The following is a 26,005-nucleotide window of genomic DNA, read 5'->3' as shown; positions in this document are numbered from 1 at the left end:
TAACGTTCCCCCATCCAGAAAAAAGCCTGTCCCACTGAAAATCACCTCAGATCAAAAGTCAATTTGCCTGCCGCCGATCTGAGTTTCCGTATCATTCTGGCCGGCAACCATGGCCGAAGCGCTGATTGCGTTTTGATTGGCCCAGTCACGCAGTTTTGTAAACTCGTCTTTGCGCATTTTGCTCATGGGTACCAAACGCGAAATAGTCGTTTCAAAATCAGCCATGGTCAGGTCACTTGCATCACCAGTGCCGCTCATTCGCCGTGAAAACGCCTCAATCAGCGAGTCCCCGACCCACGCTTCGATTTCAGCACCTGAAAGCACAACGTCTTTACCAAAATTCGACTCGCCTCCCAGAGCAGACAATCGATCCAGATCAAATTTTTCCGGGTCACGTTTCAACTTCTTCAGATGTATTTCAAGAATCTTTTTTCTTTCCAGTGTCGACGGGAAGTCAACGAAAAATATTTCGTCAAACCGCCCCTTCCGCAACAGTTCCGGAGGCAAACTATTGATGTTGTTAGCAGTAGCAAATACAAAAACAGGCGCCGTCTTTTCTTGCATCCACGTCAACAGCGTGCCGAATACGCGTGTGGCCGTGCCACCATCAGAGGCTCCTCCGGAAGAACCGGAAAGTCCTTTTTCAATTTCGTCGATCCACAGGATGCAAGGCGAAATAGCTTCGGCAGTGTGTAGTGCGGAACGAATATTTGACTCTGAAGAACCCACCACGCCCTGGAAGATTTTCCCCATATCCAGACGCAACAAGGGCATGTTCCAGGACGACGATATGCACTTTGCCGTCAGCGACTTGCCGCAGCCAGGGACTCCGGTCAAGAGCAAGCCCTTCGGGGTTTTGACACCAAACTCCTGAGCCATTTGCCCAAAACACTGGCTGCGCAAATGAAGCCACTTCTTGAGAGTCGCCAGCCCTCCAACATCCTCAAGATTTACCGTGGAGTCGATGTACTCCAGGATACCTGTCTTCCTTATGATTTGTTTCTTTTCGAAAAGCAGATCCTTTACGGTACTTTCATTGACACTAAGACTGGATACCAGTGAACGAGACAAACTGTTGTCAATTTCTAACCCCGTGAGCCCCAAAGCGGCGTCAATGAGTTTATCTTTGGTTTCACCAGTCAGGTCGATCTTGACGCTAGTGTTGCCATGCCAGGAATTAACAAAATCATTGACCTGACTTTTAATTTCTTCTCTCGACGGCAAAGGGAAATCAATCAACGTGATTTCTTTCTGAAGATCATTGGCAATTTCAAAACTTGGCGCCACGATGATGCAATTACTTCGATATCCACGCGAACGAATATTTATGGCCAGATCCCGAAGCCGACGGCGATAGACAGGATTCGAGCTTGGGGCAAGGTAATTATGAGCGTCACAAAAGACAAAAATGTTTTTGCTGTTTTCCTCCTTGGCTCTTTCTTCACAAAAGTCCAGGGCCATTTTCAAATCAAAGGTTTTATCCCCGGCCACGGCGCCATTGATCTGAACACCCATCGTCGAGTTCCAAACGAACAAACGATGGCTGAGCGTCTTGGCGATTTCAGAGATTTCTTTGAGGGCGCGCTCTTCCTCGAACGTTTCAATGACCAGAATGGCGTAACGCGCCTTGAGGTAATCTGTTATCTGCTTGGTACGGTTCATGCCTGTTATCCCTGCGCCTGAACTAAGTTATACATGCACCGGAAGACCGGTTTTGGTAACCCCGGAGTTTGAAACAACAAACTCGACAGGTCTCCTGGCACGGAAAAAGTCGATATCAACCCTATCACTTGTTTTGATAATCAGTTTGTGCTGATAGGGATGTTTCGCGTTTTGCAGATACCGGCCTGCCAGCGTCAAGTCTACGGCCTTGACAACTCTAATCATGGCTTCATTTTGGAATATCTCTTTTGGCGTATAGCCCGTATAAAGTATCCAGTTTTTCTCACCATTGACGGCATGTATCAGCTTTTCAAGGGCTGGCGCCTGGTCGAGCGGCTCCCCCCCGGAAAGAGTAACCCCAGCGATGTCGAGTGCATTGATCTTCTTTGCCAGGTCATGAACAGACATCAGCGTACTCGCCTCGCGAGCGTGGGTACTCTGATTGAAGCATCCCTTACAATTCAGCGCGCAACCCTGCACCCACAGTGTCAAGCGCAACCCGGGGCCGTTAACGCTGCTCAAGTCCATGTGATGTACATTGATTTCCATCTAGAAATTGGCCCTGAGAATTTGAAGGGTTTGCTCTTCATGGACTACGGCATAGGCTGGCTTCCACTCGGTCACGAGCTCCGCAGTAGGACGGGAAAGAAGTGCCTCAAGCTCTTCAGTGAGTTTTGTGCAAATATCGCCTTTGACGCCATGCACTTCCTCCATCACCTCATCGCCTGTAAAAGTGACATGAATGCTGTATTCGTAGCTGGGTCCGAACTCAACCTCAAAGCCTTGAACAGTTTCTTTCACTCTTGATGGAAAACCTGACGCATCTATGCGTTTTACGGTTTCATCGATGGCCACGCTGATATAGGCTTTCTGAAAGCTTAAAGCCAAATCAGACATGATCGCTTCATCGTTGGCCGAAACAGTTTCCCGTTCGATGAGGAGTTTGTAGGAACCCTCCTCAATCTGACAAACAAACAGACTGAACTCACCAGCCGTGCCATAAATAGCTCTAAATTGTTGCTGCCCCATATAGCCTATTGCGCTCAGCACCTTTTTACTGAAGTCGCTGGCAAACATTGAAACCAGGCCGGTTGTCGGGGTGAGGCCCATCTTGCCGAAAGCTTTGGCAATGGCCTCTTCATCAACATATGAAAATTCAAACTTCGTGCAATGAGACATTGTTAAAGCTCCAGCCTGCGACCGGAAACAGTTACTTCGGCATTCTGGATAGCGTTCAACACTTCAGGAGCAACCTCAATATTGCGTACAGGTGCCCCGGCGGCAAGCGTTGCATCAGCCGAAACATTTTCTGAAGTCGAAGCTGAACTGTTGGAGTTGACCACCACCCGACGTCTTTTGGTTGTCTGTGGTGCATCCTGGTCACTCAAGAGGCTTGCATCAATTGCGTCCAACAGCCCTCGAATTACCATAAACGGGTTTGATGTGAGCTTGTCATAGAGCCCAATGTAAAACAAAGCATCGACACCATCATTGAACTCCAGTTTCATGGCATAACTCTGACCATCCTTACCAACGATACCAATGCCCGAGACTTGATTCAGGTCCTTTGACAGTTTCGTCCAGGCCTCTCCATCAAATGACGCTAGAATAAACTTGGTCGCAGTTGCGGCAAAAGCATTACTACCAGCCTTAACCTCCTCGGCATCAAAATTCTGGTAGCTGATCAGAACTTTCTCCCCTGCAGAAAACCCCAGAGCGGTGGTCAGATATTCATTCGTCGAAAAATCGACATCCGCGTGAAATCTCGCGCTTTTAGAGTAAATATAAACAGCATAAAGAGCTGTTGATCCATAACCTATTGACTTCAGCGCGTCTTCTGGAGACACCGAGGCACAAACAGCAAAAATCAAAACAGTAATTGCATAAGCATAGTTTATGTACTTCTTCGAACAGAATCTTTTATCTCTATAAAACTTGAATGTTTTTCCAGGCACATATTTTTTTGACGGTGCAAGTACAACGCTGCACGCACCAAAAAAAACCACCGCAATAAAACCCACCATAGCGTGGCGAATTTGCCCTTTTTTCAATGTCTCAACGAACATCCACGCACTGCCAGCGATGAAAGCAGGTATGGCCGCAAGCAAGAAAAGTCCTATTATCTTGCCTTTGATCTCCATCACCATTTTCCACATCGGGATAGTTTTTATCATTTACAAACCTTTTTGAGTGGGCAGAAGTGAGTAGCACCGGGGTAGCGATGATGGCTCTATGCTACATGACCATCTTTGGTTTATCACGTTTCAGGAAAGGTCGCGTTACAGGTGCACCTCTCCTGCGTGGCCTTGTAAGTGTCGGCAACTAACTACATAAACTACCGCCCACTTCATCTCCCTGCTGGATCCCCCTGCCTGAAACCGCTACCGTTCCCGCATCCAGAACAGGGAACCCACGCACCATGTCCATCGCCGACAACCTCCTCGCCTTCACCCTCGCCGCCACGCTGTTGACCCTGACACCTGGCCTCGACACCGCGCTGGTGCTGCGCACCGCCACCGTCGAGGGCAAGCAGCAGGCGTTGCGTGCGGCGTTGGGGATCAATGCCGGTTGTCTGTTGTGGGGCGCGGCGGTGGCGTTTGGGTTGGGGGCGTTGATTGCGGTGTCGGAGCTGGCCTATAACCTGTTGAAGTATTGCGGCGCGGCGTATCTGGCGTGGCTGGGGTTGAACATGTTGCTGCGCCCTCGCCGCTCGCTGGCACCGGCCGAGGCCGACGGCAAACCAGGGGCGAACTGGTTTTTCAAGGGCATGCTGGGGAATGTGCTGAATCCGAAGATCGGGATTTTCTACGTGTCGTTTCTGCCGCAGTTCATTCCGCAAGGTCAGCCGCTGGTGCCGTGGACATTCGGGCTGGTGAGCATTCATGTGGTGCTGGGGCTGATCTGGTCGCTGGTGTTGATTGGCGCGACGCAGCCACTGTCCGGTTTTCTGCGCCGGAAGAAGGTGATTCGCTGGATGGATCGCACCACCGGGATGATTTTCGTGTTGTTTGCTGCGCGCTTGGCGTTCAGTAAGCGTTGAAGCGCCTGCGCTAAACAAATCTTCGGTCGAGAGCTGCCACCGTCATCAAACTCCAGGCTTGCCCAATACATATGGATATCCGTATATTCGGACAACCGTATATCTTGAAGGCATCGTCATGCTCACCCCCGCTTCCGTTTTCAAATGCCTCGCCGACGAAACCCGCGCCCGGGCCACGCTGCTGATCACCCGTGAGGGTGAGTTGTGTGTCTGCGAACTGGTCTGCGCGCTGGACGACAGTCAGCCGAAAATCTCCCGCCATCTCGCGCAATTGCGCACCTGCGGTCTATTGCTGGATCGCCGTCAGGGCCAATGGGTTTATTACCGGCTCAACCCTGATTTGCCGGCATGGATTCGCACGCTGCTTGAAACCACGCTCGCCGCCAACACCGCCTGGCTGGAAGAAAACAGCGCGCGGTTGGCGGCCATGGGCGATCGCCCGCTCAATACGTCTGCCTGCTGCTGAGGATCGAAAATGCGAGTTCTATTCATGTGCACCGCCAACAGCTGCCGAAGCATTCTTTCGGAGGCGATGTTCAACCATCTGGCGCCGGCCGGTTTCGAAGCGGTCAGTGCCGGCAGTTTCCCCAAGGGCCAGGTGCTGCCGCGCAGCCTGACCACGTTGCAGGCAGCCGGCATTTCCATCGCCGGGTTGAGCAGCAAGGGCAACGAGGCCTTCGAAGACAACCCGCCGGACATCGTCATCACCGTGTGCGACAAGGCCGCCGGTGAAGCCTGCCCGGTGTACTTCGGCCCGGCCTTGAAAGCGCATTGGGGGCTGGAAGATCCATCGGATGTGGTCGGCGATGAACGGACCATCGATGCCGCCTTCCGCGCCACCCTCGCCCGCATCGAAACCCGCTGCCGAGCCTTCCTCGCCCTGCCCTTCGCCCAACTTGACCGTGATGCCCTCAAGCGCGAGCTCGACCGCATCAGCACGCTGTAACCGGAGCCGACATGACCGACCTGCCCAACCTCGATCCCTCACTGTTTCAAACAACCACGCGTGACGAAGGCGCCCACAAGCCGCGTATCCTGCTGCTTTACGGCTCGACCCGCCCGCGCTCCTTCAGCCGTTTGCTGGTGGAAGAAGCCGCCCGCCTGCTGGAGCACTTCGGAGCCGAGACGCGGACCTTCAATCCTTCAGGCCTGCCACTGCCGGACGACGCACCCGGCGATCACCCGAAAGTCCAGGAACTGCTCGAACTGATGCAATGGTCGGAAGGCCAGGTCTGGTGCTCCCCGGAACGCCACGGCGCCATGTCGGCGGTGTTCAAGGCGCAGATCGACTGGGTGCCGCTGGCCCTCGGCGCGGTCCGCCCGACTCAGGGCAAGACCCTCGCGGTGATGCAGGTCTGCGGCGGTTCGCAGTCGTTCAACGTGGTCAATCAACTGCGCGTACTGGGCCGCTGGATGCGCATGTTCACCATCCCCAATCAGTCATCGGTGCCCAAGGCTTATCTGGAATTCGACGAAGGCAACCGCATGAAACCGTCGGCGCTGTACGACCGGGTGGTGGACGTGATGGAAGAACTGGTGAAATTCACGCTGTTGCTGCGTGATCGCCCGGATCTGGTGGATCGCTATTCCGAGCGCAAGGAATCGGCGGAGGAATTGATGCAGCGGGTCAATCAGCGGTCGATCTGAATAACCGCAACGCCGCGAACGGTGGCCCGTCGCCCGGGTCACCGAAACTTTTCCGCGCCCTCCGGCCCCATCACCTAACCTCAATGTTTGTGTGATCAACCGGAATCGCCCAGTCCCATGCGTAATGCATTGAAGTCATTGATGTTCATCACCCTGACGCTGCTCTGTCCGGGTGTCTCGATGGTGTCGGCCGCCGACCTGCCCGGCACGCCCGATGTCGGCGCCCCGCTCCCCGGCGTCACGCAAAGTGATCTGCAAGCCCTTCAACTGCGCCTCGACGGCCTCAAGCAGCAGATCTCGTCCGCCAACAATTACAACCAGCTCGAAGGCCCGCAGGACCGGGTGCAGACGTTCATTCTGGACATCGATCGGCTGTCGGCATCGCTGTTGCCGCAGCAGGCGCAACTGACCGTGCAACTGGGCGTACTCGGTGCCGCGCCGGCCGAAGCGGTCGCTGCCGAACAAGCCGATATCGCCGCGCAACGGGCGACGTTGATCGAGCAGAAAACCAAAGTCGATACGGCGTTGAAGAACCTCGCCACCCTCAAGCAAAACGCCACGGAGCTGATCACCCAGATCGCCGGTATCCGCCGCACGTTGCTCGAAAGCGAACTGACGCTCAGCACCCACAGCATTCTGAATCCCGGCTTCTGGGCTCCCCTTGTCAATCCGTCGGCGGATGACCGCCAGCGTCTGAGGCTTTTCGTCGATCAGGTGCAACAGACCGGCGCCGAAGCCTGGCAACCGGGTCAGCGCTTTTACACCGCCCTGCTGGTGGTACTGGCCTTTGTCGTCTGGACGCTGGGGCGGCGACTGGCCGACCGCTGGCTGGCGTGGGTGTGCATCCACCGCATGCCGGAGGGTCGACTGCGCCGCAGTTCGCTGGCGTTCGCCTCGGCGCTGGCGACACTCGCGACCACCGCCATCGCCCTGCAACTGCTCTATTACGCCTGCACCCGTCACGTGCCGTTGCCGCCGATGCTGGCGACATTTTCCGATGAGTTCGGGAAAGTGGTTTATGCCTGCGTGCTGATCACAGGGCTCAGCCGCGCGTTGCTCTCGACCGAGCACCCGTCCTGGCGACTGCCGGCGGTGGCTGACCCGGTGGCGCTCGCGCTGCATCCCTACGCGCGGATTCTCGCCGCGACGCTGCTGGTGCTGGTGACGGCGGTGCAAGTCAGCAATGCCGCCGGCATGAGCAGTCAGATTGTGCTCGCAGGCCGGGGCATCATTGCGCTGGCGGTGCTGGGCATCGTCACCACGCTGCTGATGCGCGTCGGCAGGGTGCGCAAAACACTGGCCGCAGCCGGAGACAGCCAAGTGGCGGGCAATACCTTCGCCGGGGTGGTTTACACCGTTGCCACCCTGGCGATGGTGCTGTCGTTCGGCGTCCTGCTCACGGGTTACGTATCGCTGGCGCGGTTCATCACCTATGAACTGGTGTGGGCGTTTATCGTGTTTTCCGGGTTTTACCTGCTGATGCAGCTGCTCAAGGACAGCTGCGAGTACTTCTTCTCGCCCCGCCACTCCAGCGGCAAGGCGCTGAAACAACTGCTGGGCGTCGGCGACCGGCGACTCGAACAAGCCTCGACCCTGCTGGCCGGTTTCGGTCGAGCCGCGCTGTTGCTGCTGGCGGTCATCACCCTGTTCGTCGGCGGGATCGGCACCACCCTGGGCCAACTGGCCAACAACATCGGCACGATCCTCGGCGGCGCCGGCCTGCGCAAGCTGAACATCGTCCCCGGCCACTTGCTCAACGCGATGCTGGCGCTGCTGATCGGCATCTACCTGATCCGCGCCCTGCGCCGCTGGCTCGACAACGAGTTCCTGCCCAAGACCGACATGGACCCGGGCATGTGCGCCTCGCTCAGCACGCTGTTTTCCAACATCGGTTATGCGGTGGTGATCCTGCTGACCCTGTCATCGCTGGGGGTGCAATGGACCAATCTGGCGTGGATCGTCAGCGCCCTGTCGGTGGGCATCGGCTTCGGCTTGCAGGAGATCGTGAAGAACTTCGTCTCCGGCCTGATCCTGCTCACCGAACGCCCGGTCAAGGTCGGCGACCTGATCAGCATCAGCGGCGTCGAGGGCGACATCCGCCGGATCAACGTGCGCGCCACCGAAATCCAGCTCAGTGACCGCTCGATCGTGATCGTGCCCAACTCGCAACTGATCTCGCAGAACCTGCGCAATGTCACCCTCGGCGGCAGCGCCCAGGGCGTGGCGACGCTGGAGCTGATGTTCCCGCTGGACATCGACCCCGAACAGGTGCAGAACCTGCTGTTCGACACCTACAAGGAACACGAAACCATCCTCGAAAAACCGGCGCCGTTCGTGCGCTTCAGCAAGCTGACGCCGGACGGGATTACGTTGACGATGACCGGGTATGTGGCGAGCCCGAGGATTGTCGGGACGACCAAGAGTGATTTGTTGTTCGAGATTCTCAAGCGGCTGGGGGCGGCGGGAATCGAGCTGGCGAAACCGCCGAGTACCTGAGGTAAAACCTGCTGCGCGCCAGCTTGATCAAGCCTCAGGGGTTTCAATCGACTCTGGAGCCGCTTGCGCCTCGAGCTTCAAGCGATCCGCCTTGCTGATGTACTTCGGCTTGTTGCTCTTGGGTGCCAGTTTGGCGTTGGCCTTTCTGGATTTTTCCTTGAAGAGCTGTTGCAGTTTTTTCTGACGGTTCATGGTATTTTTTGGCCTGCTTGAAAGTTGTTGGATGATATCAGCGTTGGGCCTGCTTCACCCCAGCACGTCAGTAATCCAGCGCACCTGCTGCGTCAGCTCCTGCACCTTGTGTTCACAAACGGCATGCCGAGCCCGTCCAAAGTGAGCCAGCGTCTGCTGCTTGTGCCTCAGCCGGTGCTGCCACTTGCTGACAAACGCCGGACTGCGCGCATGCAACTGCAGCGGCCCGAAGTACAGTTCCTCGGCGGTATAGGAAACCGGCCCGCCCCGCTCGGCCACGATGATTTCGTAGTCGAAGCGGTTCTCCCGAAGGATTTCCTCACAGAGGATTCGGTAGTCGTTGTCCATCAGCCATTGGCGCAGCGGTTGCTCGCCGCCGTTGGGTTGCAGGATCAGGCGTTCGCGGCCGCTCAAGCGCGCCTTGCCGGCTTCGAGGATGTCGCGGATGGTTTCGCCGCCCATGCCACACACGGTAATTGCCGTGATCCCGTCTTCCGGTTCGACGGCCAACATGCCATTGGCCAGGCGCACGGTAATCTGCTGCTCAAAATCGTTTTCGCGCACGGTGCGTTGCGCCGAACGGAACGGCGTCTCGGCCATCTCGCCCGCCACCGCCGCCGCGATCGCGCCACGGCGCATCAGGGCCACCGGCAGGTAGCCGTGATCCGAGCCGATATCGGCCAGCCGCGCACCGGCGGGCACGTGCGCCGCCACCCGCTCCAGGCGCATGGACAATGTCTGTTCGTTCAACCGCAACCCCTTTCACTCTGAACGCCCGGCGCTGGTGGCCGGATCGGGGCGCGATTCTGGGGGGCAACGGCGGGCAATTCAAATTTATGTGACCAAACGCGCCGGCTACACCAACACCGCCAACCAGGCCGACAGCAACAACAAAAACGCCAGCCCGGCATTCATGCGCCGCAATGCCCGTGGCGATCCAAAGAACCGCGCACTGCCCACGCCCAGCAGCGCCCACACCGTCATGCACGGCAGGCAGACCATTAGAAAAACCGCCGACAACAGCAGCATCCGCGCGCTGTCGTCGCCGTTGCCGCCAAACACGCTCACCACCGCCACGGCCATCATCCACACCTTGGGGTTGATCAATTGCAGGCCGGCGGCGCCGAACACGTTGAAGCCGTCATCACTAGACGTTGACGACTCCAGCGACGGCGGCGTGCTGCGAAAGATTTGCCACGCCAGCCAGCTCAGCCACAACACGCCGGCCCAGGCCATCGCCTGCTGCACGCGGGGATAGCGCAGCAAGGTTTCCCCCACGCCGAGTCCGACCACCAACACCACCAGCGCCGCCGACACACACGCACCGAAGATGATCGGCACGGTGGCCGTCAGACCGCGCCGCGAACTATGGCTCATCACCAAAATATTGGTCGGCCCCGGGGTGATCGAGGCGACGAAGGAAAACAGCAGAAAAGGCAGCAACGATTCCATGACAGGACTCCCGAATCAAAACAGGAGGCCATGGTCGCGGTTGTGCGGGGTTCAGTCTGGAAGGTTTGAGCAGCGCTTGCGGTAGTCCGCTGGCGTCAGGTGATAGGCACGGCGAAACCAGCGCCCGAGATGGCTTTGATCGGCGAAACCAAGGGCGCTGGCGACGGTCGCGGGTGTTTCGCCGCGCGCCAGCAACTGGCGGGCGCGGGCCAGGCGCAACTGGATCAGATAGGCATGCGGCGCCAGCCCGAAAGCGGCCTTGAACGCACGGGTCAGACGAAAGCGATCGACCCCGCAGGCCTGGGCCAGGTCGTCCAGCCCGATGTCCTCGAAGGCGTGCGCATGCAGATAATCCCGCGCCACCTGGGCCACCCATGGCAGGCGCGGATCGAACGGCTGGCGCTTACGCCAGTCGAGGTGGGACGTCAGCGAACCGAGCAAGGTGTCGATGGCGGTCTGGCGCACGATGCGCAAGTCGCCGTGATGCAGGGCGTTGAAGGCCTGATTGATGGCCGTGGACAGGCGCGAATCCTGACTCAGGGTATCGGTGAACCCGAGCTGGCTGTTGTCCGGCGCATGCTCGAACAGCACGCGCAATTCGCGCTCCAGCCAGTGCGGGTCGAGGTAGAGCATGGAATAGGTGAAACCCTCCTCCGTCGGCGCGTGCCCGTCGTGGATCTCACCCGGTTCCAGCATGAAAATCTTGCCCGGCGTACTCAGATGGCGCACGCGCCGGCAATGAAACTGCTGCACACCCTGCTCGGTGACGCCCACCAGAAAGCTGTCGTGCCAGTGCGGATCGTAGGCGTGGCCCTGGAAATGGGCACGAATCGACTCGATCCCGGTGTCGGCATCCTGAGACAAGTCGATCCAGTTGCGTTTGTCCACGCAAGGCTCCGAAGGCAGTGGTTGTTCGTCAAGGACGTCTACGTTACCGCGACTTTGCCGATGGGTTTAGAACATTTGTGCACGTGAGCCAGGCAGGCCATCCAGCAAATTTAATGAACCCTGAGTGTCACGGCCCGCCTAAGCCAAAGACCATCAGGAGGTAGCTCATGCAAATTGAAACCACGTGGATCGTACTGGCCGTCGTGCTTTTGCTCATCGAATTGTGGGCGATCAACAGGGTGCGCAAGAGTGAGGGGAAAGCCAGCAACAAAGGTGTCTGGATCGTATTGATCGTGTTTGTGCCGCTGTTCGGGCTGATCGCCTGGGCGCTGGCCGGGCCCAAGCACGTCACGCAGGCCTGAAGCCCAAGGCAAGCAAGAGCCCCGAACATTCGGGGCTTTTTGTTGGCCGCAGGTTTGTATCCCAGTGTGTACGAACGCCTCCCGGATACATGCCCGCGCATCAGCTGATGAAAACGGAAACAGCGCAGATACGTGGCCAGTCTTTAATGGGCTCCAGATTCGAAGGGTTCAGCCAGAACCCGGCCCTCGCCGATCATAAGGAGACTTGCCATGAAGCACGCACCACACGCCACCGTCACTACTGGGAAAAACCGTCGTCGCCTGTTGGGCTTGTCGATTCTTGCGACTGCGCTGCTGCAATTCGGCGCGCTCGCCCAGGCACAAACCGCAACGCCCGATCCAGTCAAGACCGCAGCCGCCATCGTCACGGCTGACCTGCCCTTCGGCCCGCTCAAGCATGTGAAGGCCGGCGTGCTGGACGTGGCCTACGCCGAAACCGGCCCGGCCAATGGCCCGGTGGTGATTCTGCTGCACGGCTGGCCGTACGACATTCACAGCTATGACAACGTCGCGCCGCTGCTGGCGGCCAAGGGTTATCGGGTGCTGATGCCGTATGCGCGGGGTTATGGCGACACGCATTTCCTGTCCGACAAGACCGTGCGCAACGGTCAGCCGGCGGCGCTGGCCAGTGACGTGATCGATTTCATGGATGCGCTGAAGATCAAGCAGGCCGTGCTCGGTGGCTACGACTGGGGCGCGCGATCGGCAGACATCGTTTCGGCGCTGTGGCCGGAGCGGGTCAAGGCGCTGGTCTCGGTGAGCGGTTACCTGATCGGCAATCAGGCCGCCGGCAAGAACCCGCTGCCGCCCAAGGCCGAACTGCAATGGTGGTATCAGTTCTACTTCGCCACTGACCGTGGTGAGGCGGGTTACACCAAGAACACCCATGATTTCGCCAAGCTGATCTGGCAACTGGCGTCACCGAAATGGGCGTTCGACGACGCCACCTTCGACCGCAGCGCCAAGGCGTTGCAGAACCCGGATCACGTCGCGATCACCGTGTTCAACTACCGCTGGCGTTTGGGCCTGGTGCAAGGTGAAAGCCAGTACGAGGCACTGGAACAGAAACTCGCCACCGCACCGTCGATCAGCGTGCCGACCATTACCCTGGAAGGCGATGCCAACGGCGCGCCGCACCCGGCGCCCGAGGACTACGCCAAGCGCTTCACCGGCAAATACCAGTTCCGCCTGATCGACGGCGGCATCGGTCACAACCTGCCGCAGGAAGACCCGAAAGCCTTCGCTCAGGCGATCATTGACGCCGATCACCTCTGAAGCCGCACGCCAAACGGCTCGTCATTTGACGAGCCGTTTTTCTTTGGACGGGCGATAACCGAAATAGGCGCTGTAGCACTTGCTGAAATGGCTCGGCGAAACGAATCCGCAGGCCACCAGCACGTCCACTTGGGACAGCTCGGTGTGTTGCAGCAGGCGCCGAGCCTCGGTGATGCGCAGTTCCATGTAATAACGCTGCGGCGTGGTGCCCAGTTGTTCCTTGAACAGCCGCTCCAGTTGACGCCGGGAGCGCCCGGCATACACCGCCAGTTGTTCCAGCTCCAGCGGTTCCTCCAGATTGGCGTCCATCAGCTTCACCACTTCACGCAACGGCGCGCTGACGCAGAGGTTCTCGGTCGGTTTGATCCGCCGGTAACGCGATTCCTCGAACGCCAGAATGTCTTCGATGCCTTCGACCAGCGCCTTGTCGTGCAGGCCCTTGATCCAATCCAGGGCCATGTGGAACGCGCCAGACGGACTGGACGCGGTCAACCGGTCGCGGTCGATTACGTAGGGTTCGCTGCTGACCTGGGTCGCCTTGGAAATCTCCGCCAGCGCCGGTCGATGCTCCGGGTGAATCGCACAGCGATAGCCTTCCAGCACCCCTGCCCGGCCCAGGAACCACGCGCCGTTCCACAACCCGGCCAGTATCACGCCAGCCTCGGCGGCCATTTTCAGCAGGTTGATGAGCTCATCGCTCGCCTTCAATTCCGTGCGGTAACCGCCGCAGATCACCAGCAGATCCAGTTCCTGCAACACGCTGGTTTCCAGGCGCGAGTCCGGGCGAATCACCAGCCCCAGGTCGCTGATCACTTCACCGTCGCTCAAGCCAAAGGTGCGCGTGGAAAACAGACCGGGACGCAGCAGATTGGCGGTAACCAGGGTGTCCAGCGCCTGGGTGAAGGCCGGCAGGGAAAAATGCTCCAGCAGCACAAACCCGGTGCGGGTCATGCGTCCCGGCCCGCTGGCGGGCTCGTTCAGGTAGCGAAGGTTCTTGCCCTTCATGCCACCGCTGAATTGGCGTCGTTCGATCAAGGTGGGGTCCATCGTTTCGTTGTTATGCCGCCATGCTAACCGGCGCCGCAGCAAATTACTCGCGAACGACGCAAGCACGTCAGTGCGATCGCTGCTGACACCAGCGAGCCTGCGTCCCAACGTCGCAGGCCCGGCACCTTGGCAAACGCCACACAAGGCTTAAAATCGCGCCTCCTCTCGCAGTCGCCCGACCGGCGCCTGCCCGCAGCCATGACAACCCTCAGGTTTGAACAGCCGGCCACTTTCACGAAGTGCGCCAGGCTCAATCGCCCTGCCCGTTCGGCGGTCGTTTGTCTTCAACACACTTCGGCTTGGCACTCGCATGCGCAGAGGCGCACGTTCCGCTGTTCGATCACTTGAGGTTTTTATGACACCGCGTTTGCTGGCCATGGCGCTGGCGCCCCTGCTCGGGCTGTTCATTGTTGCCCTGGGCAACGGCTTTCTGTCTTCTTTGACCACCTTGCGCCTGGGCGCGGCCGGCGAATCGGCGACGATGATCGGCATCGTGTCCTCGGCCTATTTTATCGGCCTGACCCTGGGCGCGATCTTCAACGACCGGCTGATCCTGCGCATCGGCCATATCCGCGCCTACAGCAGCTTCGCCTCGCTCATCGCCGCGACCATCCTGCTGCAAGGGCTGTTTTATGACACCTGGGGCTGGGTCGTCCTGCGCCTGATTAACGGCTGGGCCACGGTCGGTGTATTTCTGGTGATCGAGAGCTGGCTGCTGCTGGCCGGTGACGCGAAGATTCGCGGCCGTCTGCTCGCGTTGTACATGATCGTTCTCTACGGCGCCGGCGTGCTGGGTCAGGCGTTTTTGGGAAAAATCACCGGGCTGGGCGACACCGCGCCGTTCATGGTCGCCGGCATGCTCGCGACCTTGTCGGTGCTGCCGATCGTGATCCTGCCGCGCGTATCGCCATTGCTGGAACAGGTCGAACCGCTCAAGCCTCGGGCGCTGCTGGGCGTATCGCCTACCGGTCTGGTCGGCTGCTTCGGCTCCGGCGTGACCATCGCGGCGATCTACACCCTGCTGCCGCTGTACCTGCAACGCATCGGCCTGAACGTCGGCGAAGTCGGCAGCATGATGGCCTGGACGATCCTCGGCGCGATGCTGCTGCAATACCCGGTCGGGCGCTGGTCCGACCGCAAGGATCGCCTGCAAGTGCTGACCGTGCTCTGCGCCGCGTGCACCGTGCTGTCGCTGGTGATCGTGCTGGTGCCGCTGTCCTCGGCCATGCTCGCGGCGATGCTGTTCCTGCTGGGCGGCGGCGTGTTCGCGTTGTACCCGGTTGCGGTCAGCCACGCTGCCGACCGGGCGCCGGTGGAAACCCTGGTGCCGATGATTCAGGGCATGTTGCTGATCAACTCGCTGGGCTCGGCGATGAGCCCGCTGCTGATCTCGCCGGCGATGAACGCCCATGGCGAAACTGGCCTGTTCTGGGCCTTCGCGCTGGTCAATCTGAGCATGGTGACGTTCTTCTTCTGGCGTCGCGGCAAGCGTCCGGTGCCGGCCAATCCGGCGCCGTTCGCAGCAGCGGCGACCTTCTCACCAACTGGCGCCGAACTGCGGGTGACCGAGGATCTGCGCCAGGCGGCGCAAGAGCATCCGCCGATGGTCGATGCGTTGAGTGGCGAAGCGGCGCCGCAGACAGGATCGCGCTACGAAGCCAGTTGAGTTTCTGGCAGGCATAAAAAAACCGGTGACTTTCGTCACCGGTTTTTTATTGCCTGCTAATCAGTGCGGCGCGCGCGGGATCGTTTTCATCAGATCCTCAGGGCTGATATGCCCCACCACGCTGCCCGGCTGCGGCAGATTCAGGATGTGGCCCTTCATCTTGCCGATCACGTGCATCTCGCACGGCTTGCAGTCGAACTTCAGGGTCAGCACTTCATCGCCGTGAATCAGCTGCATCGGCGCGACTTTGGTCTTCACGCCGGTCACGCCTTTGGCCTGTTTCGGGCACAGGTTGAAGGAGAACCGCAGGCAGTGCTTGGTGATCATCACCGGCACTTCGCCCGCCTCTTCGTGGGCCTCGTACGCGGCGTCGATCAGCTTCACGCCGTGACGGTGGTAGAAGTCGCGAGCCTTCTGGTTGTAGACGTTGGCCAGGAACGACAGGTGCGCTTCCGGGTACACCGGCGGTGGCGTGGTCTCGGCCTTGCGCGAACCGCGCGGGTGGGCGGCAACGCGGGCGGCGGTCAGCGCTTCGATCACTTCGCGGCGCAACGACTTGAGCTGCGAGTTCGGGATGAAGAACGCTTGCGGCGCATCCAGCTTGATCGAGGTCGCGTGGTACTCGGTGGTGCCGAGCTGGCCGAGCAGGTCATGCAAGGTCTCCAGCGCCTGTTCCGGTTTGTTGGCGACGCCGAACGGGCCGTCCAGCGCGACGCTGGCGCTGATGCCCTCTTCGCTGGTCACGGTCAGTTCCAGACGCGCTTCACGCAGCTTCGCCAGCCAGCTCACGCCGATACGACGCTCGGCAGAGGTCTTGAGCAAGGCCTGCTGCCAGTTGTGGTCGAGGTTGCGGTTCAGCGGGTGGTTCGGGCGCAGCTTGTACAGGCCTTCCGGCATTTCGTTCGGCTCGACGCGGTAGCGGTAGCGCTTCTCGCCTTCTTCCTCGAACTCGCCCTTGGCTTCGGCGATGTTGGCGCGGAACCCCACCACTTCGCGCTTGACCAGCACGTTGAGGCCGTCGCCGTTGGACAGCGGCTCGTGGGTGATGACCTGCATGTCACGCTTGCCGACTTTCTCGACCGTGCCCACCGCCAGACCGGTGAAGGTCGGCGAATCGAACGCGCCGATGTCGATCTTGCGCTCGCTGACGAAGTAGTCGGTGCTGCCCCGGTGGAAGGTCTTTTCCGGGTCCGGCATGAAGAAATGCGCGGTGCGGCCGCTGGAAGCGCGCGCCAGGTCCGGGCGGTCGTTGAGCACGTCGTCCAAGCGCTGGCGGTAATAGGCGGTGATGTTCTTCACATAACCCATGTCCTTGTAGCGACCTTCGATCTTGAACGAACGCACACCGGCCTCGACCAGTGCGCGGATGTTGGCGCTCTGGTTGTTGTCTTTCATCGACAACAGGTGTTTTTCGTAGGCGATCACGCCACCCTTCTCGTCTTTGAGGGTGTACGGCAGACGGCAGGCCTGGGAGCAGTCGCCACGGTTGGCACTGCGCCCGGTCTGCGCGTGGGAAATGTTGCACTGACCGGAGAACGCCACACACAACGCGCCGTGAATGAAGAACTCGATGGCGGCATCGGTTTCATCGGCGATCGCGCGGATTTCCTTGAGGTTCAGTTCACGGGCCAGAACCAGTTGCGAGAAACCGGCCTGATCGAGGAACTTGGCCCGCTCGAGGGTACGGATGTCGGTCTGGGTGCTGGCGTGCAGCTCGATGGGTGGAATGTCCAGCTCCATCACGCCCAGGTCCTGGACGATCAGCGCATCGACGCCGGCGTCGTACAACTGATGGATCAGCTTGCGCGCCGGCTCCAGTTCGTTGTCGTGCAGGATGGTGTTGATGGTGGTGAAGATGCGCGCGTGATAGCGACGGGCAAATTCCACCAGTTCGGCGATTTCGCTCACCTCGTTGCACGCGTTGTGTCGCGCACCGAAGCTCGGACCGCCGATGTACACCGCGTCGGCGCCATGCAGGATGGCCTCGCGGGCGATGGCCACGTCACGGGCGGGGCTGAGCAGTTCCAGGTGATGTTTGGGCAAGGACATATATAGTTTTTAGTCAGGCTGTCACGGTCGAGGCGCGCATTGTAGCCGCGAAACGCGTGGCCGGCACGCCTGTGCTGCCGGGTGGCAGCTGCCGACAATGCCCTTAGCACCGCATTCCCTGTGGGAGCTGGCTTGCCCCAGATCCCGCAGACACCCAAAAACCTGTGGGAGCGAGCTTGCTCGCGATAGCAGACTGTCAGTTGATAAAGATGCTGACTGATCCACCGCTATCGCGAGCAAGCTCGCTCCCACAGGGGAAAGTGCCGCTGGGCTGAATCAGGCCTTGGCGGCCATCGCAGTCACTTCCACCTTCATCCCCTCAACCGCCAGCGCCGCCACGCCCACCGCCGCACGCACCGGCCATGGCTTGGCGAAGTAGCGCTTGTACACCTCGTTGAACGCAGCGCGATCAGCCATATCGGTCAGATAAATGGTCAGGTGCAACACGCGATCCATTGAGCTGCCGGCCTTTTCCAGCGCCACTTTCAGCGCCTGCAACGTGCATTCGCTTTGCGCGATGATGTCGCCCAGTTCCAGGCTGCCGTCGGTACGGGTCGGAATCTGGGTCGACATCAGGATGCCGTTGAATTCGGTCACGTCCGAAGAGATCGAGTCTGCATCCGGGTCCGGGGTGTAAGTGATGTCTTGGTTGGCCATGGGAAAGTCCTTCGCTGGCAGTGAGGACGGCGCCATCGCGCGCCGTTTCGGGCGGCCAGTTTACAGACCCGGCCGGCGGTTGGAAGTCCCGACGCGGTGTGTCAGTCCTGCGCCAGTATCCGCCGCAGTTCCAGCGCATTGCCGAGTGCCGCGCCGCTGGCGGTGTTGTCGAAAATGCACCAGGTGTCGACGCCGTCGACAGCCGCAACCTGCAAATCGCCGGCGAGCGTTTCCAGATACGCCGAGTCGTAGGGGCTGTGATAAATCCGTGGCGAACCGTGCAGCCGCCAGTAGCGCACGCCCGGCCAGCCGCACGGAGCCGTGTCGGTGCTGATTCGCGAGGGATCGACCACCGCTTGCGCGATGCGATACGCCATCAACAACGGTTCGGAGGCGGCCCAGGATTCGTGGCGCGGCTCCAACACCACGGCCCCGGAATAACGCTGGCGCAAGCCGATGAAAAACGCCTCGGCAACCGCTTCGTCAAACGCCAGCGACGGTGGCAACTGCAGCAGCAGACAACCCAGACGATCACCGAGTCCCGAACACTGCTCGAGAAAGGCGTCGAGCTCAGGTTCACAGTCCCGCAGACGTCGCTCATGGCTGATCGACTTCGGCATCTTCACGCAGAAGCGAAATCCGTCCGCCACCGACTCGGCCCAACGGGCATAGGTTTGCAGTTTGTGCGGACGGTAGAAGGAGCTGTTGATTTCCACGCCATTGAGCAGCGCGGCGTAACGTTGCAGATGAGTGCCCTGCTCCGGGAAGGCCGGCCAGTGCTGCCGGGGCAGGCTCCAGCCGGCGCAACCGATGAAGATCGACGACACACTCAAAACAGCACCTTGCCCGCTTCACGCATGAAGATTTCCACGGTTTTCGGGCCGATGCCGTCGAAGGCTTGCAAACGCTTTTCGAAGTCTTGGCGGTCAGCGCTCGCCTCGACCATGTTCATCACCCGACCGGCGTACTCGTCATTCAGTTTGGCGGCCAGGGCCAGCAAGCGTTCGGCGGTGGTTTCGTCGTAGCGCACGTAATGCGCCTGGCCGAGCATCCGCACCAGTTCGCGGTGGGTGCAGTGGGCGAGTTTGCGCGGGGTGTCACGCTGGTGCTGTTCAACGATCACTCGGTAGGCTTCGGCGGCGATGTCGGCCTGTATTCGTTTGCCCATCAGGAAACTGGCGAGCAGCCATTTGAACAGCGCTGATTCGTTCAGCGGATGCAGGTCGATGTGCAAGTCTTCGGCGTTGATGGTTTTGGTCATGCAGCTTTTGAGCGAGGGGCGGCGTGATGAGTGCGGGGCTGGCGACGAATGGTTTTGGGGCTTAACGCGTCAGGTTTCTCCTCGTCGGGCGATGATCGATAAACAGGTTTGAATCACGCCGTTTAAAGACATGTCGGAATGCTTCCGGATGCCTACAAATCCTTGCGCCAGAGCCTACCGCTACGCCAGAATCCGCCGGCTTGTGCGCCTTGGGGTCGGCCGGTAACTTGGATCGGGTCACTGATTTGCAGTGATCGGGTTTAGCAGCCCGGCAGATATTCCCCGGTTGTACGAGTCTCATCAGTCAGGCGGTCGCCTGCACTTGATGGTGGCTGTGTGCTTGGCACCTTCGGGTGCGCCGGGTTTTGGGGATGTCTACCGGTCTGCTAACTCGCACACAGCCGCCACCCCCTTCGTTTAGCAGCGAAATGGATGCGGCCTTATAGAAGGATGACATCCCATGTTCAAAATAACGCCAAATCCCCCGGTCACCGAACCGGCCAGCATCACCAATCCAACATCCCCCTACGAATGCCCTGACTCCAAAAAATTCAACGAAGCCGCCGAACGCGCCCTCAACTACTACCTCGGCCCGCCCGCCCCCTACATCATGGCCGCGCCCTACGTCCCCAACCGCCTCTACCAGGCCAACCCGGCCAGCAACACCGAATCCCTGCTCGCCGACGCCGTCGAAACTCTCGGCTCGGCCAACGTCATGCTCAACAACCTCGTCGACGCCCTCGAAGGCCCCCACCGCAAAACCGCACAAGGCATCGCACAGATCGTGATGCTGGCGGAACTGGCGGTGAATCAGGTACTGGATAACGTTGTGCCGACGGAATAAAACCCTTGGCGGCAGGTCTCTCCTGCCGCCCCTGCATCAGTCGATCAATCCCCGCCACTGGATATCCCCCCAATCCCAATTATGCTCAATGAAACCCCGCCCTCCCGCGCGGGGCGGTGATTCTGTGCACGCTCCACGAAATACCTGAACCGGCATCCGCCACAGGCCTTGGGTACGCGACGTTGATGAAGTGCTCCGGCCTAAAAAAACAAGCACGACGGAGAACACCCATGGCAGTACTCGACAGCATGTCCACAGGCAGTGCCCCGCACCACAGCGTCAGCCGGGAGGAGCGCAAGGTCATCTTTGCGTCGTCGCTCGGCACGGTGTTCGAGTGGTACGACTTTTACCTCTACGGCTCCCTGGCGGCGATCATCGCCAAGCACTTCTTTGCCGGGGTGAACGAGACCACGGCGTTCATCTTCGCCCTGCTCGCCTTCGCCGCCGGTTTTGCGGTGCGGCCGTTCGGGGCGATTGTGTTCGGGCGACTGGGCGACATGATCGGGCGCAAGCACACGTTTCTGATCACGATTGTGATCATGGGTGTGTCGACGGCGATTGTGGGTTTCCTGCCCGGTTACGCGACCATCGGGGTCGCGGCGCCGATCATTCTGATTACTCTGCGCCTGCTGCAAGGCCTGGCGCTGGGTGGCGAGTACGGCGGCGCGGCAACGTATGTGGCCGAGCATGCGCCGAAGGGCAAACGCGGTTATTTCACGTCATGGATTCAGACCACCGCGACCCTGGGCCTGTTTATGTCGTTGCTGGTGATCCTCGCCTGCCGCACCGCGCTGGGCACCGAAGCGTTCGAGGCCTGGGGCTGGCGGATTCCGTTCCTGCTGTCGATCCTGCTGCTGGCGGTCTCGGTGTACATCCGGCTGCAACTGAACGAGTCGCCGGTGTTCAAGAAAATGAAGGAAGAAGGCAAGTCGTCGAAAGCCCCGCTGACCGAGTCCTTCGCCCGTTGGGACAACCTGAAAATCGTGATCATGGCCCTGCTCGGCGGCACCGCCGGGCAAGCGGTGGTCTGGTACACCGGGCAGTTCTACGCGCTGTTTTTCCTGCTGCAAACCCTGAAGATCGACCCGCAGACCGCGAACCTGCTGATCGCCGGTTCGCTGCTGATCGGTACGCCGTTCTTCGTGATTTTCGGCAGCCTGTCCGACCGCATCGGGCGCAAGGGCATCATCATGGCCGGGTGCATTCTGGCGGCGGTGACCTACTTCCCGATCTTCCATGCGCTAACCCAGTACGGTAACCCCGACGTGTTCGTGGCCCAGGAGAAAAACCCGGTCAAGGTGATCGCCAACCCCGACCAGTGCTCGTTCCAGTTCGATCCGGTGGGCAAGGCCAAATTCACCAGCTCGTGCGATCTGGCGAAAACCATCCTGGCCAAACGGGCGATCCCGTACGAAAACGTGGTGGCGGAACCGGGCACCGTGGCTCAGGTGCGTATCGGCGACAAGGTCATCGAAAGCTTCGAAGGCACGACCCTGCCGGCCGCCGACTTCAAGACCCGTAACGACGCGTTCACTGCCAGCCTCGGCGCCGCGTTAAAAGAAGCCGGTTACCCGGAAAAAGCCGACCCGGCGAAGACCAATTACCCGATGGTCTTGCTGCTGCTGACCATCCTCGTGATCTACGTGACCATGGTTTACGGCCCGATTGCGGCGTGGCTGGTCGAGCTGTTCCCGGCGCGCATCCGCTACACGTCGATGTCGCTGCCGTACCACATCGGCAACGGCTGGTTCGGCGGGTTCCTGCCGACCGTGGCGTTTGCGATGGTTGCGGCCACCGGGGATATCTACTACGGCTTGTGGTACCCGATCGTGATTGCGGTGATGACGGCTATTCTCGGGATCTTCTTCATGCCGGAGACCAAGGATCGCGACATTCATCACACCTGACCCAACCTCGCCGGATGCTGTGCGTGGCGTTCACGTACAGCATCCGGCGTTGTTACATCAGCGTCATTCTCCCTTGGTAACGTCCTCGCGCCCCTATGCCCCGACCACCAAGGTGAACCTCCCGGTGTACTCAAGCCCGACACGCCAGACCCTCATCCTGCGATCCGACAACATGGCCAGTGACGACTTCGGCGCCCTGTTCTCGCGAATGTTCGGCAACCGTTATGGCGACACTCCGCCGCCGCCCAAAGACATCATCATTGGCGGCGTTTACGGGCGGTACGAAGGCGTGAGTTTCCGGCGCATGCATTACCGGGGCGATTTCACGGTCGCCTTCCCCGAGCCGTTCGACGAAATCACCTTCGTCATTCCCACCGCCGGCAAGATCGTTTTCAACCATGAATCCGTCGGGCTGCGCGATGTGGGGCTGGCCATCGACAAGGCTGACCTGCGCTCGATGCGTTTTATCGACAATCATGCCCAGCACGGCATGTCGATCAGCCGTGCGGCGCTCACCCAACGGCTGTCGACCCTGCTGGGCAAACCGATCGTGCACAAGCTGCATTTCGAGCCGAGGGTGGATCTGAACAGCCCGGCGTTTCAGGGCATTCGCGCGCTGATTGATCTGGCCACCGGCACCGAGTTCGATCTGCTGCTGAACGCCGGTTCGCTGATGCCGTCACGGCTGCGGGAGATGCTGGTGGACGCGGTATTGGAGGCCTGGCCGCACAACTTCAGCCAGGTCCTGCGTCGTCCAGAGGCGTTGATTGCGCCGAGGCATGTGCGGCAGGCGATCGATTACATTCAGGCGCATCCCGAGATTCAGGTCAGTGGCACGGATCTGGCGCGGCTGGCCAACGTCAGCCTGCGCGCGCTGCAAGAGGGTTTTCGGCGGTTTGCCGGGACGTCGATTGTCGGGTATCAGCGGCAGGTGCGGCTGGAGCGTGCTTACGAAACATTGCGCCAGGACACTCCTGCCTCGGTGACCGAAGTGGCGCTGCGATTGGGCTTCAGCAATGTCGGCCGGTTCAGCCAGTACTTCCAGAGTGCCTACGGCGTGAGCCCGGCTGATGTGCGAAAGGGACTGCGTTAGCACAGCAGACCATTGTGGGAGCGAGCAGGCTCGCCCCCACAGTTTTTAGAACTGATAACTGGCCTTGAGCGCGCCACTGAAACCGTGGCTGTCGCCCCCACCGCTGGCACCGACTTCAGCGCCCAGGCTCAAAGCACCGAGATTGGCCATCAGGTTGACGCCCCCGCTGAACTGATCGCGGTTGTCGAACGCTGCACGCTGCTCGATATCCAGCCCCAGCAGGTGCCCTTCGCTGTCGACCTGATGATCGCCCAGCACACGCTCGTAACCAACCCGAACGCCTGGCACCAGTTGCCACGCGCCCATGGGCATCGGGGCAAACGAGACGTCGAGATTGGCCACCGCACTGCGGCGGGTTTCCTGAATGTCATCGACATTGAGGGCCAGTTCGCTGCCCTTCTCCTGGAAGCCTGACAGGTCCAGACGACTGACGCGCACGCCAAGGCTTGGCTCCAGAATCACAGTGTTCAGCGGCATGCGATACCCCAGCGCCAATGTGGCGTCGCTGAGATTGCCGTGAGTGTCGCCCTTCGCCGAACCGAGGCCACCGCCGAGATCGCGTTTGCTGTCGTAGTCGACGTAACCGGCGCTGATGTTGGCGTCGACAAACAGGCCTCGTTCCAGGCTGGTGAAACCATAACGGGCGCCAAGGTTGAAGAACGTGAAATCGGTATCGACCTCGCCGCCCGCGCCGCCCACCGAGCCTTTGCTGTAACCGATCCCGCCACGGGCGCTGAGCTGTTCGGAGAAGCGCTGGGTGACGCCAACCATCAGGCCCTGGCTGTGTTCATTGCTGCTTTGCGCATGGGCCGAACCGTCGGTGCCCAGATAACCGGCGAGCGCGGTGCTCCACAACCGGTACTGGCCGACCTTGAGGTCGGTGCCGCTGGAGAACGGCGCGGCGGCTTGCTCGATCATTGCGTTCTGACGCAGCAGGTAACTGGCCGCATCGGCGTGCACCTGGCCGCCGACCGTGGACTCGACACCGCCCAGAGTGCCGGCGTCGATGGCCGATTGCAGGTAGTAGTTGTAGGCGCTGTAAGTGCCCGACAGCTTGCTGTTCTGCAGTTCCTGCAACAGTTGCGCGCCAGCGGCGGCGTTGCCGACCAGCCCTGCCTGGCCGGGCAGGCTGTTGTACTCGACCATTTTGCCGCGCAGTACATAAATGGTTTCCTGGGACAGACCCAGTCCCTGCTTGAGGTAGTTGTCCATGCTGCCGTATTGCGCGGTGACCTGATCCAGCCCCGCTTGCAGGTAACTGGCTTCGACGCCCAGCAGCGGCGCGTAGATCGCGGCCATGCTCGGCGGCATCATCGCCAGGGTCTTGGCGACCCGTTCGGCGGTGTAGTCGTTGGTCGCCAGGTAATTGCTCATGATCGTGGCGTTATCGACGCCGGCGATGCTCAACAGAACGGCAGCGGTCCAGCCGGTGCGGTCCTTGCCGGCGGTGCAATGGAACAGCGCGGCGCCGTCGACACCGGCCAGTTCATTGAACAGCACACCGAACTGACCACGCATGCCGGCATCGCTGACAAACGCGCGGTTGGTCTCCTGCATCATCGCAATCGCATCGGCCGCGCTTTTGAACGACACGGTGGTGATGTTCGCGCCAGAGGTGGTGCTGCCGATGATGTCGATATTCTGGTAGGTCGCACCGCTTGGCATCGTGTCCGGCGTGCTGGCAATTTCGCTGGGCGTGCGCAGGTCGTACACCGACTTGATCCCCAGGCCATTGAGGGTCGCCAGGTCCGCCGCCGTCGGCGTCAGGGCATTGGAGCGGTAGAACACACCGGCGCGCATTGTGCCGTCATGGGCCGTGGAATAGGCGGTGGTGGTGCCGGCGATATCCCGGAAGTTGTCGATGCCTGCCAGGCGCGGGGTATCGAGGTCAGCCGCCTGGGCGGCAGCAATGGACAGACTCAGCACGGACAGCGAACACACAAGACGTTGAAACACGGGGCAGCCTCACTGGAAACAGGTTGGGCTGCCCACTATCTGCATTGAAATGTGAGGGAATATGACAAAGCGACGAAGCCCGGAAATCACGGCGCGATCTGTCCATCGGCAGCGTTTTTTGTCCGTTGAACGTTCACTAACCGTTTAAATACTCAAGGTGCTTTGACGTTTTTTTTGCAAGCGGCAACGTAAAATGCCCTCCCCAGCCATCGTGGAAACCGTCAATGACCGACGCAGACGAAGAAATCCTGAACCAGGCAGCGCACTGGTGCCTGCGCCTGCAGGAGGACGATTGCACACCTGACGAACGCCAGGCGTTTGAGCAGTGGATTCAGCAAAGCCCGCGCCACGCCTTTGAATACGCGAAAATGCTGGAAATCTGGGACATCAGTGAGCAATTGCCGAACCACTCGACGACTCGCAAAAAACTGCTGACCGATCCACAACGGCCCACGCAAAAGGAGCAATCCTCACGTTGAGCATTCGGGGTTAGAATCCGCGGGGCTCGGCT

General features: G+C 60.0%; 26 protein-coding genes. 12 read left to right on the top strand and 14 right to left on the bottom strand.

Annotation, left to right across the window (positions count from 1 at the left end):
• Nucleotides 1–51: 51 nt before the first annotated feature.
• Genes CAG25_RS14025 through CAG25_RS14010 form a run of 4 tightly spaced genes read right to left on the bottom strand, consistent with a single transcriptional unit; the run spans nucleotide 52 to nucleotide 3,803 of the window.
• A complete protein-coding gene (locus CAG25_RS14025) occupies nucleotides 52–1,662 on the bottom strand; it encodes an AAA family ATPase (RefSeq protein WP_085611834.1) in 1,611 nt (536 codons plus the stop codon).
• A gap of 27 nt (nucleotides 1,663–1,689) precedes the next feature.
• Nucleotides 1,690–2,190 (bottom strand): 4Fe-4S single cluster domain-containing protein, encoded by a 501-nt coding sequence (locus tag CAG25_RS14020; protein ID WP_256575355.1) that lies wholly within the window; start codon nucleotides 2,188–2,190, stop codon nucleotides 1,690–1,692.
• A 21-nt stretch (nucleotides 2,191–2,211) separates the two neighbouring features.
• Nucleotides 2,212–2,841: a DUF2997 domain-containing protein gene (locus CAG25_RS14015; RefSeq protein WP_085611836.1), complete on the bottom strand. Its 630-nt coding sequence runs from the start codon at nucleotides 2,839–2,841 to the stop codon at nucleotides 2,212–2,214.
• 2 nt (nucleotides 2,842–2,843) lie between these two features.
• On the bottom strand, nucleotides 2,844–3,803 hold the full coding sequence (locus CAG25_RS14010; RefSeq protein ID WP_256575352.1) for a hypothetical protein: 960 nt from the start codon (nucleotides 3,801–3,803) through the stop codon (nucleotides 2,844–2,846).
• A 278-nt stretch (nucleotides 3,804–4,081) separates the two neighbouring features.
• Here CAG25_RS14010 and CAG25_RS14005 point away from each other — a divergent pair, with 278 nt between their 5' ends.
• The 5 genes from CAG25_RS14005 to CAG25_RS13985 all read left to right on the top strand — a co-directional run bounded on the left by CAG25_RS14005 (nucleotide 4,082) and on the right by CAG25_RS13985 (nucleotide 8,845).
• Nucleotides 4,082–4,702: a LysE family translocator gene (locus tag CAG25_RS14005; protein WP_085611838.1), complete on the top strand. Its 621-nt coding sequence runs from the start codon at nucleotides 4,082–4,084 to the stop codon at nucleotides 4,700–4,702.
• Between the two features lie 118 nt (nucleotides 4,703–4,820).
• The gene (locus CAG25_RS14000) at nucleotides 4,821–5,168 is read left to right on the top strand and encodes a metalloregulator ArsR/SmtB family transcription factor (protein ID WP_085611839.1); all 348 of its coding nucleotides are present in this window, start codon (nucleotides 4,821–4,823) and stop codon (nucleotides 5,166–5,168) included.
• Between the two features lie 9 nt (nucleotides 5,169–5,177).
• Nucleotides 5,178–5,648 (top strand): arsenate reductase ArsC, encoded by a 471-nt coding sequence (locus CAG25_RS13995; RefSeq protein ID WP_085611840.1) that lies wholly within the window; start codon nucleotides 5,178–5,180, stop codon nucleotides 5,646–5,648.
• Nucleotides 5,649–5,659: 11 nt separating this feature from the next.
• The gene (gene arsH, locus CAG25_RS13990; RefSeq protein ID WP_085611841.1) at nucleotides 5,660–6,349 is read left to right on the top strand and encodes an arsenical resistance protein ArsH; all 690 of its coding nucleotides are present in this window, start codon (nucleotides 5,660–5,662) and stop codon (nucleotides 6,347–6,349) included.
• A gap of 117 nt (nucleotides 6,350–6,466) precedes the next feature.
• Nucleotides 6,467–8,845, top strand: a complete 2,379-nt coding sequence (locus CAG25_RS13985) for a DUF3772 domain-containing protein (RefSeq protein WP_085611842.1) — start codon at nucleotides 6,467–6,469, stop codon at nucleotides 8,843–8,845.
• Nucleotides 8,846–8,872: 27 nt separating this feature from the next.
• Here the strand turns inward: CAG25_RS13985 and CAG25_RS13980 are convergent, their stop codons facing one another.
• The 4 genes from CAG25_RS13980 to CAG25_RS13965 all read right to left on the bottom strand — a co-directional run bounded on the left by CAG25_RS13980 (nucleotide 8,873) and on the right by CAG25_RS13965 (nucleotide 11,377).
• Nucleotides 8,873–9,037, bottom strand: a complete 165-nt coding sequence (locus CAG25_RS13980) for a DUF2986 domain-containing protein (RefSeq protein WP_064595861.1) — start codon at nucleotides 9,035–9,037, stop codon at nucleotides 8,873–8,875.
• 54 nt (nucleotides 9,038–9,091) lie between these two features.
• Nucleotides 9,092–9,787, bottom strand: a complete 696-nt coding sequence (locus CAG25_RS13975) for a tRNA (adenine(22)-N(1))-methyltransferase TrmK (RefSeq protein ID WP_085611843.1) — start codon at nucleotides 9,785–9,787, stop codon at nucleotides 9,092–9,094.
• A gap of 105 nt (nucleotides 9,788–9,892) precedes the next feature.
• Nucleotides 9,893–10,489 (bottom strand): LysE family translocator, encoded by a 597-nt coding sequence (locus tag CAG25_RS13970; protein WP_085611844.1) that lies wholly within the window; start codon nucleotides 10,487–10,489, stop codon nucleotides 9,893–9,895.
• Between the two features lie 51 nt (nucleotides 10,490–10,540).
• Nucleotides 10,541–11,377 (bottom strand): AraC family transcriptional regulator, encoded by an 837-nt coding sequence (locus tag CAG25_RS13965; protein ID WP_085611845.1) that lies wholly within the window; start codon nucleotides 11,375–11,377, stop codon nucleotides 10,541–10,543.
• 167 nt (nucleotides 11,378–11,544) lie between these two features.
• Here CAG25_RS13965 and CAG25_RS13960 point away from each other — a divergent pair, with 167 nt between their 5' ends.
• Together CAG25_RS13960 and CAG25_RS13955 are read left to right on the top strand one after the other, a co-directional pair.
• A complete protein-coding gene (locus CAG25_RS13960; protein WP_041475233.1) occupies nucleotides 11,545–11,739 on the top strand; it encodes a PLDc N-terminal domain-containing protein in 195 nt (64 codons plus the stop codon).
• A gap of 210 nt (nucleotides 11,740–11,949) precedes the next feature.
• Nucleotides 11,950–13,014, top strand: coding sequence for an alpha/beta fold hydrolase (locus CAG25_RS13955; RefSeq protein ID WP_085611846.1), 1,065 nt, complete (start codon nucleotides 11,950–11,952; stop codon nucleotides 13,012–13,014).
• Between the two features lie 21 nt (nucleotides 13,015–13,035).
• Here CAG25_RS13955 and CAG25_RS13950 read toward each other — a convergent pair whose 3' ends face one another.
• Complete coding sequence (locus tag CAG25_RS13950) at nucleotides 13,036–14,061, bottom strand: GlxA family transcriptional regulator (RefSeq protein WP_085611847.1); 1,026 nt, start codon at nucleotides 14,059–14,061, stop codon at nucleotides 13,036–13,038.
• Nucleotides 14,062–14,416: 355 nt separating this feature from the next.
• Here CAG25_RS13950 and CAG25_RS13945 point away from each other — a divergent pair, with 355 nt between their 5' ends.
• A complete protein-coding gene (locus tag CAG25_RS13945) occupies nucleotides 14,417–15,727 on the top strand; it encodes an MFS transporter (RefSeq protein ID WP_085611848.1) in 1,311 nt (436 codons plus the stop codon).
• A 60-nt stretch (nucleotides 15,728–15,787) separates the two neighbouring features.
• Here CAG25_RS13945 and CAG25_RS13940 read toward each other — a convergent pair whose 3' ends face one another.
• The 4 genes from CAG25_RS13940 to CAG25_RS13925 form a co-directional block, all read right to left on the bottom strand.
• Nucleotides 15,788–17,776: a U32 family peptidase gene (locus CAG25_RS13940; protein WP_085611849.1), complete on the bottom strand. Its 1,989-nt coding sequence runs from the start codon at nucleotides 17,774–17,776 to the stop codon at nucleotides 15,788–15,790.
• A 276-nt stretch (nucleotides 17,777–18,052) separates the two neighbouring features.
• Complete coding sequence (locus CAG25_RS13935) at nucleotides 18,053–18,433, bottom strand: RidA family protein (protein ID WP_085611850.1); 381 nt, start codon at nucleotides 18,431–18,433, stop codon at nucleotides 18,053–18,055.
• 101 nt (nucleotides 18,434–18,534) lie between these two features.
• Nucleotides 18,535–19,266, bottom strand: a complete 732-nt coding sequence (locus CAG25_RS13930) for a DUF72 domain-containing protein (protein ID WP_085611851.1) — start codon at nucleotides 19,264–19,266, stop codon at nucleotides 18,535–18,537.
• Nucleotides 19,263–19,694: a DNA methylase gene (locus tag CAG25_RS13925; protein ID WP_085611852.1), complete on the bottom strand. Its 432-nt coding sequence runs from the start codon at nucleotides 19,692–19,694 to the stop codon at nucleotides 19,263–19,265. Before CAG25_RS13925 ends, CAG25_RS13930 begins: the two co-directional genes overlap by 4 nt.
• Nucleotides 19,695–20,154: 460 nt before the next feature.
• On the opposite strand from CAG25_RS13925, the gene CAG25_RS13920 reads away from it, so the two are divergent.
• The 3 genes from CAG25_RS13920 (at nucleotide 20,155) to CAG25_RS13910 (ending at nucleotide 23,538) form a co-directional block, all read left to right on the top strand.
• Nucleotides 20,155–20,538 (top strand): DUF6124 family protein, encoded by a 384-nt coding sequence (locus tag CAG25_RS13920; protein ID WP_085611853.1) that lies wholly within the window; start codon nucleotides 20,155–20,157, stop codon nucleotides 20,536–20,538.
• A 230-nt stretch (nucleotides 20,539–20,768) separates the two neighbouring features.
• Nucleotides 20,769–22,445, top strand: coding sequence for an MFS transporter (locus CAG25_RS13915; protein WP_085611854.1), 1,677 nt, complete (start codon nucleotides 20,769–20,771; stop codon nucleotides 22,443–22,445).
• Between the two features lie 172 nt (nucleotides 22,446–22,617).
• Nucleotides 22,618–23,538, top strand: a complete 921-nt coding sequence (locus tag CAG25_RS13910) for a helix-turn-helix transcriptional regulator (RefSeq protein WP_371857718.1) — start codon at nucleotides 22,618–22,620, stop codon at nucleotides 23,536–23,538.
• A gap of 45 nt (nucleotides 23,539–23,583) precedes the next feature.
• On the opposite strand, the gene CAG25_RS13905 is transcribed toward CAG25_RS13910, so the two are convergent.
• Nucleotides 23,584–25,494 carry a tyrosine-protein phosphatase gene (locus CAG25_RS13905; protein ID WP_085611856.1) on the bottom strand — a complete coding sequence of 637 codons (1,911 nt, stop codon included), beginning with the start codon at nucleotides 25,492–25,494 and terminating at the stop codon, nucleotides 23,584–23,586.
• 224 nt (nucleotides 25,495–25,718) lie between these two features.
• Between CAG25_RS13905 and CAG25_RS13900 the strand changes: the two genes are divergently transcribed.
• Nucleotides 25,719–25,973: a DUF4880 domain-containing protein gene (locus CAG25_RS13900; RefSeq protein ID WP_085611857.1), complete on the top strand. Its 255-nt coding sequence runs from the start codon at nucleotides 25,719–25,721 to the stop codon at nucleotides 25,971–25,973.
• Nucleotides 25,974–26,005 lie beyond the last annotated feature (32 nt).

Origin of the sequence: Pseudomonas sp. B16(2017), from assembly GCF_002113205.1 — a bacterium.
In the GTDB taxonomy this organism is placed as follows: domain Bacteria; phylum Pseudomonadota; class Gammaproteobacteria; order Pseudomonadales; family Pseudomonadaceae; genus Aquipseudomonas; species Aquipseudomonas pharyngis.
This window is presented reverse-complemented; position numbering and strand designations above follow the sequence as displayed.

Bases quoted from the DNA above. Each gene is read 5' to 3' on its own strand.
- CAG25_RS14025 (WP_085611834.1), bottom strand. From the start codon at position 1,662: ATGAACCGTACCAAGCAGATAACAGATTACCTCAAGGCGCGTTACGCC.
- CAG25_RS14020 (WP_256575355.1), bottom strand. From the start codon at position 2,190: ATGGACTTGAGCAGCGTTAACGGCCCCGGGTTGCGCTTGACACTGTGG.
- CAG25_RS14015 (WP_085611836.1), bottom strand. From the start codon at position 2,841: ATGTCTCATTGCACGAAGTTTGAATTTTCATATGTTGATGAAGAGGCC.
- CAG25_RS14010 (WP_256575352.1), bottom strand. From the start codon at position 3,803: ATGGAGATCAAAGGCAAGATAATAGGACTTTTCTTGCTTGCGGCCATA.
- CAG25_RS14005 (WP_085611838.1), top strand. From the start codon at position 4,082: ATGTCCATCGCCGACAACCTCCTCGCCTTCACCCTCGCCGCCACGCTG.
- CAG25_RS14000 (WP_085611839.1), top strand. From the start codon at position 4,821: ATGCTCACCCCCGCTTCCGTTTTCAAATGCCTCGCCGACGAAACCCGC.
- CAG25_RS13995 (WP_085611840.1), top strand. From the start codon at position 5,178: ATGCGAGTTCTATTCATGTGCACCGCCAACAGCTGCCGAAGCATTCTT.
- arsH (WP_085611841.1), top strand. From the start codon at position 5,660: ATGACCGACCTGCCCAACCTCGATCCCTCACTGTTTCAAACAACCACG.
- CAG25_RS13985 (WP_085611842.1), top strand. From the start codon at position 6,467: ATGCGTAATGCATTGAAGTCATTGATGTTCATCACCCTGACGCTGCTC.
- CAG25_RS13980 (WP_064595861.1), bottom strand. From the start codon at position 9,037: ATGAACCGTCAGAAAAAACTGCAACAGCTCTTCAAGGAAAAATCCAGA.
- CAG25_RS13970 (WP_085611844.1), bottom strand. From the start codon at position 10,489: ATGGAATCGTTGCTGCCTTTTCTGCTGTTTTCCTTCGTCGCCTCGATC.
- CAG25_RS13960 (WP_041475233.1), top strand. From the start codon at position 11,545: ATGCAAATTGAAACCACGTGGATCGTACTGGCCGTCGTGCTTTTGCTC.
- CAG25_RS13955 (WP_085611846.1), top strand. From the start codon at position 11,950: ATGAAGCACGCACCACACGCCACCGTCACTACTGGGAAAAACCGTCGT.
- CAG25_RS13950 (WP_085611847.1), bottom strand. From the start codon at position 14,061: ATGGACCCCACCTTGATCGAACGACGCCAATTCAGCGGTGGCATGAAG.
- CAG25_RS13945 (WP_085611848.1), top strand. From the start codon at position 14,417: ATGACACCGCGTTTGCTGGCCATGGCGCTGGCGCCCCTGCTCGGGCTG.
- CAG25_RS13940 (WP_085611849.1), bottom strand. From the start codon at position 17,776: ATGTCCTTGCCCAAACATCACCTGGAACTGCTCAGCCCCGCCCGTGAC.
- CAG25_RS13935 (WP_085611850.1), bottom strand. From the start codon at position 18,433: ATGGCCAACCAAGACATCACTTACACCCCGGACCCGGATGCAGACTCG.
- CAG25_RS13925 (WP_085611852.1), bottom strand. From the start codon at position 19,694: ATGACCAAAACCATCAACGCCGAAGACTTGCACATCGACCTGCATCCG.
- CAG25_RS13920 (WP_085611853.1), top strand. From the start codon at position 20,155: ATGTTCAAAATAACGCCAAATCCCCCGGTCACCGAACCGGCCAGCATC.
- CAG25_RS13915 (WP_085611854.1), top strand. From the start codon at position 20,769: ATGGCAGTACTCGACAGCATGTCCACAGGCAGTGCCCCGCACCACAGC.
- CAG25_RS13910 (WP_371857718.1), top strand. From the start codon at position 22,618: ATGGCCAGTGACGACTTCGGCGCCCTGTTCTCGCGAATGTTCGGCAAC.
- CAG25_RS13900 (WP_085611857.1), top strand. From the start codon at position 25,719: ATGACCGACGCAGACGAAGAAATCCTGAACCAGGCAGCGCACTGGTGC.